The sequence below is a fragment of the Flavobacterium sp. GL_143 genome (assembly GCF_057834355.1).
On the sequence record NZ_CM174401.1, the window covers coordinates 3,282,233 to 3,295,274 of the forward strand.

Genomic DNA, 13,042 nt, shown 5'->3' on the forward strand with positions numbered 1-13,042 from the left:
ATGTTTACGCGATAAGATTAATACCAACGTTTTTTGTTTTGCTTAGATGCGTCTGATTTTCTTGATTTGTGCGCTCCACCACTTCGGTTTGAGTTTTTAGGCTTTGCTGCCGCTGCCGCTTCAGGGCTTCCTGCATGCCATTGGTACGGATGATCACTTATCGTTTTTACATCAACTTTTATTAGTTTTTGTATATCTTTCCAATATCCGTGTTCGTCTTTACTACAAAAAGAAATTGCAATTCCTCCGTTTCCAGCACGTCCCGTTCTACCGATTCGGTGTACATACGTTTCTGGAATATTTGGTAAATCAAAATTAATAACAAATGGCAATTGATCAATATCAATACCACGTGCAGCAATATCTGTAGCTACAAGAACTCCAACTTCTTTGTTCTTAAAGGCATCAAGAACACGTTGTCTTGCGTTTTGAGATTTATCACCGTGAATTGCTTCGGCAGCGATATTATTTTTTCTAAGTGCTTTTACAACATTATCAGCTCCATGTTTTGTTCTTGAGAAAACCAAAACATTTGATAAGTCTTCATTTTTTATCAAATGATATAAAAGATTTCTTTTTTCTGTTTTTTCAACAAAATAAACACGTTGTTCAACATTTTCTGCTGTAGATGATACTGGCGAAACTTCAACTTTTGCAGGGTCTTGTAAGAACATTTCAGCTAGTTCACGAATTGCAATTGGCATTGTAGCCGAGAACAATAAGGTTTGTCTGTTTTTTGGAGTAAGTTTTACAATCTTTTTTACATCGTTTATAAAACCCATATCCAGCATTTGATCTGCTTCATCTAATACTAAAACATGTAAATGATCTAAATCTATAAATCCTTGTTTTTGTAAGTCAAGTAATCTTCCTGGCGTTGCCACAAGAATATCTACTCCTTTTTTAAGGGTATCTACTTGCGGATTTTGTGATACTCCACCAAATATTGTAAGTTGAGTTAAGTTGGTATATTTTGCATAAGTTTCAAAACTTTGCCCAATTTGTACCGCTAATTCTCTTGTAGGTGTAACTATAAGTGCACGGATTACTTTGGCTTTTTTAGATGAACCTACAATTCTGTGTAATTGATGTATGATAGGAATAGCAAATGCTCCAGTTTTTCCAGTACCTGTTTGGGCACACCCAATTAAATCTCTTCCAGCTAGTACAATCGGAATAGATTGTTCTTGGATAGGAGTAGGGTTTGTATAGCCTTCTTCAAATACGGCTTTTTGTATACTTTTAGAAAGTGATAAGTCTTCGAATAACATATTTTCGGTATTAAGAATTTAGTTTTAAGTACTAAAATTCTGTGCAAAGATAGGTTTATTCGCTTAATCGTTTATTTGAATATGCGTTTATTTAGTTATTGAGCTTTTTATTTCGATTTTTTCAAAGTTCGATTTTATAAAATCTGTAACTAAATAGCCTATCAATTTTCCAATTAAATGATTGTTTTTTTCTTCGCCTAAATCTGGAGCACCTTCGCAAATATGTAAATAAGCTGCATTTTTATGTTGTCCAAAATAAGATACAAACTGGCGTAGTTCTTCAATCGAAAATCCACTTAAAGTCATAGCGCTACTTGCAATATTTGGAATTGCGTCCAAATCGATTTCGATTCCGAAGATGTCTGTTTTAACAAAATCTAAAGCAAATTGCATTTCGGCATTAAAATCTTTTTCTTTTCTAATTTTTACGCTGTCGTACGTATTGTAACGAACTCGGTCTTCAATTTTTTTAATAATATCGAGTACACTTTTGGAGGTGTAATTTTCGTGTAATCCAAATATGAAGTATTTTTTTAAGAAACCTTCTTCGTAAGCGTATGAAAAACCATTTCCGCTATGTCTTCCTTCCAGAATTCTGAAATCTGAATGCGCATCAAAGTTTACTGCATTTATAGGTTTTCCATGAGCAAGTGCCGTTCCTTTTATATTTCCGTAGGCATTATTATGACCTCCGCCTATGATAATTGGGATTTTTCCTGCTTTGATAACGTTAAATATAATATGTGAAACTTCTTTGTCTACACGCTCTACCAACTGGCTAAGTTTTGATCGGTCGTCGATGTCGTTAAAGTCAAGATGTTCTACTTCTTTCATCTCTTGTTTTACATCAATTTGACCTAAAACTACAATGTGATTTCCTTTGCAAAAACGGTTATGTTGGATGTTTGCAATACTCTTTATGGCACTATCCCAAGCAGACGCAGCCCCAGGTCTTCCGTAGTTGGCGCGTATTCCAATGTCTTCTGGAATTCCTAAAAGGACATACTTAGCTTCACAATTTTTAAGAAAATCAATTGTGTCAGCACCTTTGGGAACTATTATCATTTTTTCGCCAAATTTTATTTCGCCACTTCTGTGATTTGTAACTTTAGCTAAGTCGTTAATAGTAAAAGGGATTAGTTTTTCCATAAAAAAAATATATTTTCCAAAAATAATATATTTGTAGCAACTTACGTTATTAGCTTATATTAATTATTAAATTTGTTTACAAAAATTATTTAAATATGGAAAATCAAAAGAACAACAACTCAAGTCTAAAAGCAGTAATAGCAGTTTTAGCAATTTTATTAGTAGGTAGTTTAGTGTATATATTTAAAATGACATCTGATTCTGATGTTGTGAAAACTGAACTTACTACTACATTGACAGAAAAAGAGTCTGTAATGAAGGATTTACAGGAATTAAAAGCAACTTATGATGCTGCAATTGCTGAGAATACATCTATGTCTGATGAGTTAATTCAGGAAAGAGACAAAGTAGTTACTTTAATGGATGATTTGAATAAATCTAAAGGAGATGTGTCTAAATTCAGATCTCAGGTTCAGGCTATGCAAGGTAAAATGAAAGTTTTAGTTGCAGAAAATGATGAGTTGAAAAAACAAAATGGGGTGTTAACAGTTCAACGTGATAGCACAATTGTTGTTTTAGGAGAATCTAAAAAATTCAACGAAGTATTAGTTGGTCAAAATGAAGAATTGGCTAAAACTGTTGAAAAAGGATCGAAATTATCTATCCTTAATACAAAAACTGCAGCTTACAAATTAAGAAGCTCAGGAAAACAAATTGAAACTGATAAAGCTAGTAGAGCTGATGTATTAAAAATTAGTTTTACAATTGCTGAAAATCAAATTGCTAAATCTGGAGATAAAACGTATTATGTACAAGTTATCGATAGTAAAAACAATGTTTTAGGAGATAAAAAAACAGAATCTTTTGGAGATAAATCGTTAGTTTATAGCTTTGTTACAAAAGTTCAGTACGAAAACAAATCAGTAAATGTTTCTGAAGATTTACCTGGTAAAAACTTTGAAAAAGGAACTTACTTTATCAATGTTTTTGATAATGACGAGTTGGTTTCTAAAACAAGCTTTACTTTAAGATAAAAAAGTACTTAATAATATTAAAAGGGCAGTAAAACTTAGTTTTGCTGCCCTTTTTCTTTAGGTTTATTTATCTGGATTTTCGTTTTTTATTCTGACTATCTTCTAGTTTTTTTAATGCTTTTTCTTGTTTCTTCGCCTTTAAATCTTTTGAAGGTGCTTTCATATTGTTAACCTTAGCCATGATCTTATTTTTTTTTAAAATTATTTAAATAGTATAAAATAGCCTTGATCCTAAAATTTATAGATATAAATAAAACTTTATATAGCGAGTAACATTATCCAAAATTGTATTGGAAATGGGATTGTAAAAAATAAAGTTTATAGGATGTATTAAGCACACTCGCGGATGCTTAATAATTCGGGAAGATTTTTTGTTTAAATGAATTTGTAAACGTTATAGGAACGTTTGTGTTAGGAACCCAGTTTATGCTAGTATTGAAACCTTTTTGTTTCAAACTAAATTTGCATAAATCTAAAATGAGGCCTAATGTATTCATGAATAAAAAACTCTTATTTTAAAAAGATGAAGATAGTAACTTATTTAGGGATTACCTAATTTAAGTAGCTATTTTAGAGTCTTTTAAAATAAGAGTTTGTGTTTTTTTTGTTTTCGATTTTATTATTCGAAAATTTCACCTTCGATAAAAACGCTTTCTATTAAATTAGTACCAAAAGCATAAGGCAATTGGTAATAGGAGGTAATAGGTTTAGTTAGTATAAAATTAGCTTTTTTTCCTACTGTAATAGTACCATGGGTATCTGAAACTCCCATTGCATAAGCTCCATTTATTGTAGCTGCATTAATTGCTTCTTCGGGAGTCATTTTCATCTTGATGCATGCTGTTGCAACGACAAAATTCATGTTTCCGGATGGAGTAGAGCCAGGGTTGTAATCTGTAGCTAATGCAATTGGCAATCCTGCTTTTATCATTTCTCTTGCTGGTGTATATGGGATACTCAGAAAATAAGAACACGATGGCAGAGCTACAGGCATCGTTTCGGTGTTTTTTAATGCCTGAATGTCTTCTGGGTTCATTATTTCGAGATGATCCACAGAAAGGGCTTTGTATTTAACGCTTGCTTGTATACCGCCTATAGAATTAAACTGGTTGACATGGATTTTTGGTATTAATCCGTTTTGGATACCTGCTTCCATAATTTGCTCTGTTTCTTCGACAGAGAAGTAACCCGTTTCGCAAAATACATCTACGTAATCTGCTAGCTTGTTTTTGGCAATTTCTGGCAGCATTTTGTAGATAATCTCATCGATGTATCCTTTTTTGTTTTCCTTAAATTCTAAAGGGAATGCATGTGCGCCAAGAAAAGTTGCTTTTATAGTTACTGGGTAATTTTCGGCAAGTTTTTTTATGACTCTTAGCATTTTTAATTCACCGACTACAGTAAGTCCATAACCTGATTTTATTTCGACTGCTCCAGTTCCTAAACGCATAACTTCTTCTAGTCTGGCTTTGGATTGGTTGTATATTTCTTCTTCGGAGGTTTCGTTAAGCTTTTTTGCAGAATTTAGAATTCCACCACCGCGATTAGCGATTTCCTCGTAAGAGAGTCCATTTATTCTATCTACAAATTCTTGTTCTCTGTTGCCAGCATATACAATATGTGTATGGCTGTCGCACCAAGAGGGAAGAATCATTTTTCCAGTTGCATCAATAGTTGAATCGGCTTTTATTTCAGGAATGTTTTCCATTGAACCAAATGCTGCAATTAGATTGTCTTTTATAACTAAATAAGCATTCTTGATGGTTGGAAGTATTGCCATTTCGGCTCCAGTAACTTTAGAAATTGGAGTTTCCCGAACCTGTATAAGCTCTTTTATGTTTGTAATTAAAGTAATCATTGTATAAATTTAGTTTTAAAAAGGATACTGATTGTTTTTATAGTATTGAAATAAAATACAAATTTACTTCGTCAGTTCGCCCTACGGTCTCGTGTCACAAATTAACACTAATCGATTCGTGAAAATTTGTAAAATTTGTGTTGAAATATTCGAATTCTTATCCCGAAGCTTCGGGATAAGAATTCAAATATTGTCTTTATATGTTATTCAGAAACTGTAATTTCAAACATTTTGTCCCAGTTTTTACCTGTTACAAATATTGTTTTTGTCTTTGGGTTGTAAGCAATTCCGTTTAAAACATCATCGATTGTTATGCTAGGAGCTAGTTGCTTGCGTAATCCTGACATGTTTAGGATTCCTTCGACTGCACCAGTTGTTTGGTTTACTACTGCAATTGCATCTTTTTGGAATACGTTTACATAGAATTTCCCGTTGATTAATTCTAATTCGTTTATAGCTTTGATTTTTGAACTTCCTGAATATACATTGATATAATCAATCATTTTTTGAGTTTCAGGATCCATTTTCCAAATCTTTTCGGTTCCATCACCTTGATAAATGTATTTTCCGTCATTTGTCATTCCCCAACCTTCGATTTCTTTATCGTAGGTAAAAGTTTTTTCAAGTTTTAATGTATTGATGTCATATATAAAACCTGTTTTTTCTTGCCAGGATAATTGGTACAGTTTATTGTTGATAATAGTAATTCCTTCTCCGAAGTATTTATTATCAAGCGTGATTTCTTTATATACTTTACCTGTTTTGTAATCGTATTTTCTAAAGTACGAATCTCCTTTTTGTCCTGTGCTTTCATAAAGGGTGTCTCTAAAGAATTCTAATCCTTCAGTAAATGCTTTGGCATCGTGAGGATATGTATTAACGACTTTATATTTTAATAATTTAGGTTGTACATCTGAAACTAATTCGATTCTAGAAGTGGTTTCTGAGTTTTCTCCATCAAAATAAACTAATGCTTTTAGTTTCTGGTAGCCTAGTTTTTGATCTTTTAATTCAAAGTTTAATTTATTTAAACCTTTTACTGCACCAACTTTTTTGTCGTTTACAAAGTACACAATGCTATCGATTTGTTTCGAATTTGGGTTTGAAATACCCAAAGAAACAGACTGATTTGTTAAAAAATGGGCAGGAAAATTAGAATCATCAAAAGAAAATATAGAATTTTCATCTTTTTTTGTCTCTTTACAACCAACTAGTGTGATTCCTAATAAAATGAAAGTTAAGAAGTTATGTTTTTTCATAGTCTAAAATTTGAAGTAGCCAATATACAATGTTATTTTTATAGGCACAAAGCTCTTGCAAAAATATAAAAAGATTGTATATTTGCACCGGCAAGTCCTACACGATCTGCTCCTGCAGACTCCCCCAGGATGGGAACATAGCAAGGGTAAGTGGTTGAGCGATGCGATGTAGGTCGCTTGCCTTTTTTTAATCTCCCGATGTTTCGGGATTTTTTTTTAGAATAAATTTAAAAGTAGTCTTCCTTCGGGAGGATTTTTTTATTTTTGGACCTGTCTGAAGTTAGAAGTCATATGTGGGATGTTAGAAGTTTTCTTTAACATCGTATTTTAGGCATAGACACTTACTTTTAACTATAACATTTAACATCTAACATCTAACCTAAATCATGAGTAAAGTCATTTTAATTACCGGAGGATCCTCAGGGATTGGAAAATCTATTGGAGAATTTTTGCATAACAAAGGATTTGTAGTGTATGGAACTAGTAGAACTCCTGAGAAGGTTTTAAATTCTGTTTTTCCTTTAGTTGCTTTAGATGTTCGTGATGTGGAGTCGATTAAGGCTGCTGTTGCTAAAATTATAAAGACTACAGGGCGTCTTGATGTTGTTATTAATAATGCTGGTGTAGGGATTACTGGTCCTCTGGAAGAAATTCCGACGGAGGAAATTAAGAATAATTTTGAAACTAACTTTTTTGGTCCAATCGAGGTAATGAAAGCTGTTTTGCCACAAATGCGTGAGCAGAAGTCAGGTTTGATCATTAATATTACTTCTATTGCTGGTTATATGGGGTTGCCTTATCGAAGTGTATATTCGGCTTCGAAAGGAGCTTTGGAGTTAATTACGGAAGGGTTGCGTATGGAGGTTAAGTCTTTTGGAATTAATATTACCAATGTTGCTCCTGGTGATTTTGCTACTAATATTGCCGCAGGGCGTTATCATGCACCTGTAATAAAGGGTTCGGCTTACGAGACTGTGTATGGACGTACGCTTGAAACGATGAATGAGCATGTAGATGCGGGTGGAAATCCTAATGAAATGGCTGAGGCTATTTATAAAATTATGCAAACTAAAGAGCCTAAAGGACATTATAAAGTTGGGGCTTTTATGCAGAAATTCTCAATTGTTTTGAAACGTATTCTTCCTGATAAAGTTTATGAAAAGATGTTAATGAATCATTATAAGTTGTAATTTTGCAGCGATTTTTCATTTTGCGTGAGGGGGTGAAATGGAAATCCTTTTATTTTTTTCTTTAAAAAATAAAAGATTGTAATGTAAAACCCGTTTGCCGCGGCGAACACGCCCTATTTAGGAACACAATTAAATATAATACATATGAAATTTTTTATTGACACAGCTAATTTAGCTCAAATTAAAGAAGCACAAGCTTTAGGTGTTTTAGACGGGGTTACTACTAATCCATCATTGATGGCGAAAGAAGGAATTACTGGAAAAAACAACATTTTGAAACATTACGTTGATATTTGTAATCTTGTTGAAGGTGATGTTAGTGCCGAAGTTAATGCTTTGGATTATGACGGAATGATTAAAGAAGGTGAAGAATTGGCTGATTTACACGAGCAAATCGTAGTTAAATTGCCAATGACGAAAGAAGGTGTTATGGCTGCGAAATATTTCTCGGATAAAGGAATTAAAACAAACGTAACTTTAGTATTCTCTGCTGGACAAGCTTTATTGGCTGCTAAAGCTGGGGCTACTTATGTTTCTCCTTTTATTGGTCGTTTGGATGATGTTTCTACAGATGGTTTAGCGCTTATAGAAGAGATTAGATTGATTTATGATAACTATGGTTATGAAACTGAAATCTTAGCTGCTTCTGTACGTCATACTATGCATATTGTAAACTGTGCAAAAATTGGTGCTGATGTTATGACTGGACCTCTTTCTGCAATTTATGGTTTATTAAAACACCCATTAACAGATATCGGATTGGCACAGTTTGTTGCTGATTTTGAAAAAGGAAATAAGTAATTTTTCTTAAAATTTATTTTAAAACGCCATGTTTGTCAAAAACATGGCGTTTTTTTTTATATTTTTATGTATCTCAAAATTAACTATCTACATATGAAAAAGCTACTAATTGCATTTGCGTTTACAATAGTTGGATTGTCGGTTACTGCGCAAGCTAAAGTAATAAAAGGAATTAATGATGCTGGTGACGTGGCTACATTTGAACTGGATTGTTCAAAAAGCTTTCAGGTTCTTGATAAAGGATTGCGTTATACAATTGTACGACATGAGTTTAAAGGGGCGGAAATGAAAAACAGCTACCGCGTTATGTTGGTTATGGATGGTTTTTATACTACAACATTAAATAATTCAATGACAATTTCGGCAGTATTTGGTGATGGAAGTATTGTTAAAACTCAAAAAATTATTGAAGATGATGGTTATTTTGATGGTGCTTGTACCTTGAAGTTAAAAGAACCGAGAAAGCTTTTGGATCTGGATATAAAGCAAATTATAGTGCATGCTAATAAAGATGTGGTATATACTATTCCTGAAAAGAATAAAGTGATTTTTAAAAAGAATTTGGAGAATATTCTTGATGCTAAATGATTATATTATCATGTGGTATTATTTAACCGCAAAGGACGCAAAGATTTAAATCGATGGCAGATAAATTAACTGTAAAGGGTGCAAAGCTGAAAACCACAAAGTCCGCAAAGCTTGATTGTTAAGTTTTGCGGACTTTGTGGTTAAATCTAATTCCTAATGGAAGTTGTAAAGCATAAAAAAGTCCCATTTTGCAATGGGACTTTTTCTATTTTAAATCGGTAGGTTTTTAGTGACCTCCTGATATTTTTTTGTCGAAACTAATTCCTTGTTTTTTAAGGATTCCGCTTACTTTCCAAGCATAAAATGCTAGGTAAGTAAAACATAAAACTCCTATGATGTAACTAGCTTGGATTCCGATACTTTCTGATACGAAACCTTGTAACCAACTGATTACTCCACCACCCATAATCATCATGATTAAGAAGCTACTACCTTGGCTCGTATTTTTTCCTAAACCACTTACTGCTAATGTAAAGATACATGGCCAAAGTGTACTACAGAAAAGACCAACACTTGTAATTGCGTAAACACTCACCATACCGTGTGTTGTCATACCGATTACTAATGCAATGATTCCTAATGTAGAGAATATAAGTAGCATTCTTGCAGGGTTTCCTTTACTTGCGATATCGGCTGCGATAAGTACTAAAATAATTAATCCGTAGATATAGAATGGAGTTAAATCGTGCTTAGCAATAGCATTTACACCTAAGAATACACCAAATGCTAAGTATGGAGCTAAGAAACGTAATATTTTTTGTAAGCTAAGATCGTCTGTAAAAGCTTCAACAGCACCTGTCCAACGACCAATCATTAAACTCGCCCAGTATAAAGAGATATATGGTGCTACTTCGTGAGTAAGGAAGCCTAATTTAGTTTCCATATATGCTGGTAAGTTACTAGCTGTAGATACTTCTACTCCTACGTATAAAAAGATTGCTATCATCCCCATTAGTAATTGTGGGTATTGTAAAGCTGATTTTTTTACAATTGAACCTTCGATGGCTGCATCTTCTTGCACTAAAGCTGGTCTGTCTGGAAGTGAAGAGAATTTTAATAAAATAGCTACCAATAAAAAGGCAAATCCTAGTATTAAATAAGGGATTTTTACACTTTCGATACTTAAAGTTGTAGTTTTATCTACGCTTGAACCAAAGATTGCAAAGCTTACGATTAATGGACCAATTGTTGTTCCAAGATTATTGATACCACCTGCAAGAGTTAGACGCTGAGAACCTGTAGAAATAGGTCCTAAAGCGATTGCTAGTGGGTTTGCAACAGTTTGTTGTAATGAGAATCCTAATGCAACGATGAATAAACCTGATAGCATTAAAGGGAATGAACCTGTGTTTGCTGCTGGATAAAATAATAATGTTCCTAAAGCAGAAATAAGTAAACCTAATGATAATCCGTTTTTGTAACCAATTTTATTAACTAAATCTTCTTTAATTAAGTAAGAAATACCCATGTATATTAAAGAACCAACAGTATAAGCTATATAAAATGCCAATGATACTAACTGACTTTCTCCTTGTGATAAATTAAAGGCTGTTTTGAATACTGGGATTAGAATATCATTACTAGCCGCAACAAATCCCCAGAAGAAGAATACGATGACTAGCGGGATAAACTGTCCCCATTTTGTTTGTACATTTTCTGAACTCATAATCTGATAAAGTTAATTTTATTTGTTTTTTATTTGTTTTTTGATGAGCGTAAATATATTTGTAAACTCGTTTAAAAAAAAATAAAACAGAACAAATAATGTTAAATTTATACCAACGACATGAATTATTCAACAAGGTGTTATTTTTGTAAATAGTAAACTTGGTGATTGTGAGGTGGTTATTCTAGTATTTTGCTTTTTACATCTTTACTATAATTCCTACCTATAGGCAAGGTAAACGATTGAATTTGTATACGATTTCCTTCAATAGATTTGACTTTGTTCACTGCTATTAAGTAAGATTTGTGAATACGCATAAATCTATCGGCCGGCAACTCGTCTGATAATGCGGTTAATGACTTATGTGTAATGTATGTTTTATCAAGTGTTACTACCTTGATATATTCTTTCATTCCTTCTACAAATAAAATTTCATCTATATTTATCTTGATCATTTTCTTATCTACTTTGATGAAAAGATGAGGCTCAACACGATGATTTTCGACTTTGATATTGTTTTTTAAATTGAACTCGGTCGTAATTTTATTGATGCATTTTATAAATCTAGGAAGAGGGATAGGTTTTACTAAATAATCTAAAACTTCAAGATCATAACTTTCGGCTGCAAATTCTCTAAAAGCAGTAGTAATGATGACTTTGGTTTTGTTTTCTATTAAGCTAATGAGTTCAAATCCAGTCATCATGGGCATGTTAATGTCCAGGAAAACGGCATCTACACTGTTGTTGTTTATAAAGTCCAGTGCTTCTAGCGCATTAACAAATGTACCGGTAATTTCAAAATCGGTAAAATTTGTAAAGTAGTTTTGTAGAACTTTGATTGCTAATGGTTCATCATCAATCAATACGCATTTAATTTTCATTATTAATAGGTATTTGCAAGCGAATTATGTAGTAATTAAATTTAGTTTTATATTCTAAATTGTAATTATTCTTATAAATTAGTTTTAATCTCTTTTGGGTATTGACTAAGCCAATTCCTCTTTTTGTCTTAAAATTCTGTGAATGTACAAAATTATTTAATACTTCAAAATCGAGTGTTTTGTTATCAATGATTTTGCAGTTTACTTTTATTTTTAAATTTGGGTTATTAAGTCCGCCATGTTTAAAGGCGTTTTCTATTAAGGAGATGAAGATTAAAGGCGGTACCTCGACATCATCTATATCTGATTCTAAATTAATACTAACTTCTACATTTTGAAATCGTAGTTTTTCTATCTCAATATAGTTATGAATATAGTCTATTTCCTGAATTAATTTAACAGATTTTGTTCCTTTTATGTCATATAAAACATATTCCATTAATTTGGAAAGTTTGATAATCACATCTGGAACTTTATCCGAAGATTCCAGTGATAATGCATATAGGTTATTTAGAGTGTTAAAGAAAAAATGAGGTTGAATCTGATTTTCAAGATATTTTAATTTAATCTTAAACTGATTTTCTCTCAAGGATCGGTTTCTTTCTCTTTCTCGTAACCATGTAAGTGTCAGGTAAACAGATGATGCCATTGCTAATACATATAATTCACCAATACATACAGCAACGATATGATTTATCTCGAAAGGTTTGTATTCGCGATTTGCCTCTGGCCAAATGTTTTGGGATATTAAGTAATAGGTAAGTGCGGTTTTTACTAAATAAATTACAAATAGACTCGCTATAAGACTAAAAGTATAGGTTATGTATTTAGATTTTAATACATAACGTGGCACTAAAACAAATAGATTAAAATATACTAATGGTATATGTAATGAGAATTCAATAAGATTCGATTTAAATGAATATTGATAGTTATTGAAGTAAGCTCCCCATCTTAAGAAATTCAATATAAAATAAACTCCCCAAAACCAAAGATGATTTTGAAGTTTAATATCGAATTTCATTTTACTGATTCTATTCAATTAGTAGTAGGTTTTGGTTGTGTTAGGTAATTAGTAAAATATTATTTTGCAACTTTAATCAATTAGTTAATGAAAACACAATTTTTTTGAATAAAATTTTGCAAAATATCTTAAAACATGAAATATTTAGTCTAGACAACGTTTTCGTAAAATGCATAATTGATTTGTTTCCTAGATATACTAGCTTATTTACTCAGTTTTGTTTTGAAATATGTAATAATTTGTTAAAAAGTTTATATTATTGACTTAAGTTTAGCTTAAAACTTAAAATATTGAATAATTGGTATGTAGAAAACGTTTTCGTTTAGCATATTATAGATTGTTTAATGTCGTTTGTTTATGGTTTTTTGTTGTTGGTATAAA

Annotated in this window: 11 protein-coding genes and 1 other RNA gene; 5 read left to right on the forward strand and 7 right to left on the reverse strand. The window is 32.1% G+C overall.

Annotated elements, in window-relative coordinates; translation table 11 throughout:
* Positions 1-17: 17 nt before the first annotated feature.
* Complete coding sequence (locus tag AC3IPI_RS14285; protein ID WP_039112767.1) at positions 18-1,271, reverse strand: DEAD/DEAH box helicase; 1,254 nt, start codon at positions 1,269-1,271, stop codon at positions 18-20.
* A gap of 87 nt (positions 1,272-1,358) precedes the next feature.
* Positions 1,359-2,420 (reverse strand): formimidoylglutamase, encoded by a 1,062-nt coding sequence (locus tag AC3IPI_RS14290; RefSeq protein ID WP_086893911.1) that lies wholly within the window; start codon positions 2,418-2,420, stop codon positions 1,359-1,361.
* Positions 2,421-2,515: 95 nt separating this feature from the next.
* Here AC3IPI_RS14290 and AC3IPI_RS14295 point away from each other — a divergent pair, with 95 nt between their 5' ends.
* Positions 2,516-3,394: a hypothetical protein gene (locus AC3IPI_RS14295; RefSeq protein ID WP_039112765.1), complete on the forward strand. Its 879-nt coding sequence runs from the start codon at positions 2,516-2,518 to the stop codon at positions 3,392-3,394.
* Positions 3,395-4,013: 619 nt separating this feature from the next.
* On the opposite strand, the gene hutI is transcribed toward AC3IPI_RS14295, so the two are convergent.
* Together hutI and AC3IPI_RS14305 are read right to left on the reverse strand one after the other, a co-directional pair.
* Positions 4,014-5,252 (reverse strand): imidazolonepropionase, encoded by a 1,239-nt coding sequence (hutI, locus tag AC3IPI_RS14300; RefSeq protein WP_489153519.1) that lies wholly within the window; start codon positions 5,250-5,252, stop codon positions 4,014-4,016.
* A 203-nt stretch (positions 5,253-5,455) separates the two neighbouring features.
* Positions 5,456-6,511, reverse strand: coding sequence for a glutaminyl-peptide cyclotransferase (locus AC3IPI_RS14305; protein ID WP_489153521.1), 1,056 nt, complete (start codon positions 6,509-6,511; stop codon positions 5,456-5,458).
* An 88-nt stretch (positions 6,512-6,599) separates the two neighbouring features.
* On the opposite strand from AC3IPI_RS14305, the gene ffs reads away from it, so the two are divergent.
* The 4 genes from ffs (at position 6,600) to AC3IPI_RS14325 (ending at position 9,090) form a co-directional block, all read left to right on the forward strand.
* Positions 6,600-6,697: signal recognition particle sRNA small type (ffs, locus tag AC3IPI_RS14310), an RNA gene on the forward strand.
* Positions 6,698-6,897: 200 nt separating this feature from the next.
* Positions 6,898-7,701, forward strand: a complete 804-nt coding sequence (locus AC3IPI_RS14315) for an SDR family oxidoreductase (RefSeq protein WP_039117396.1) — start codon at positions 6,898-6,900, stop codon at positions 7,699-7,701.
* A 144-nt stretch (positions 7,702-7,845) separates the two neighbouring features.
* On the forward strand, positions 7,846-8,502 hold the full coding sequence (gene fsa, locus AC3IPI_RS14320) for a fructose-6-phosphate aldolase (protein WP_039112761.1): 657 nt from the start codon (positions 7,846-7,848) through the stop codon (positions 8,500-8,502).
* 93 nt (positions 8,503-8,595) lie between these two features.
* Entirely contained in the window at positions 8,596-9,090 is a 495-nt protein-coding gene (locus AC3IPI_RS14325) for a hypothetical protein (RefSeq protein WP_489153524.1), read from the forward strand.
* A gap of 226 nt (positions 9,091-9,316) precedes the next feature.
* On the opposite strand, the gene AC3IPI_RS14330 is transcribed toward AC3IPI_RS14325, so the two are convergent.
* The 3 genes from AC3IPI_RS14330 to AC3IPI_RS14340 form a co-directional block, all read right to left on the reverse strand.
* Positions 9,317-10,756 carry an MFS transporter gene (locus tag AC3IPI_RS14330; RefSeq protein WP_489153526.1) on the reverse strand — a complete coding sequence of 480 codons (1,440 nt, stop codon included), beginning with the start codon at positions 10,754-10,756 and terminating at the stop codon, positions 9,317-9,319.
* Positions 10,757-10,935: 179 nt separating this feature from the next.
* Positions 10,936-11,637, reverse strand: a complete 702-nt coding sequence (locus AC3IPI_RS14335; protein ID WP_039112758.1) for a LytR/AlgR family response regulator transcription factor — start codon at positions 11,635-11,637, stop codon at positions 10,936-10,938.
* Positions 11,627-12,661 (reverse strand): sensor histidine kinase, encoded by a 1,035-nt coding sequence (locus tag AC3IPI_RS14340; protein ID WP_240474703.1) that lies wholly within the window; start codon positions 12,659-12,661, stop codon positions 11,627-11,629. Before AC3IPI_RS14340 ends, AC3IPI_RS14335 begins: the two co-directional genes overlap by 11 nt.
* Positions 12,662-13,042: the final 381 nt, after the last annotated feature.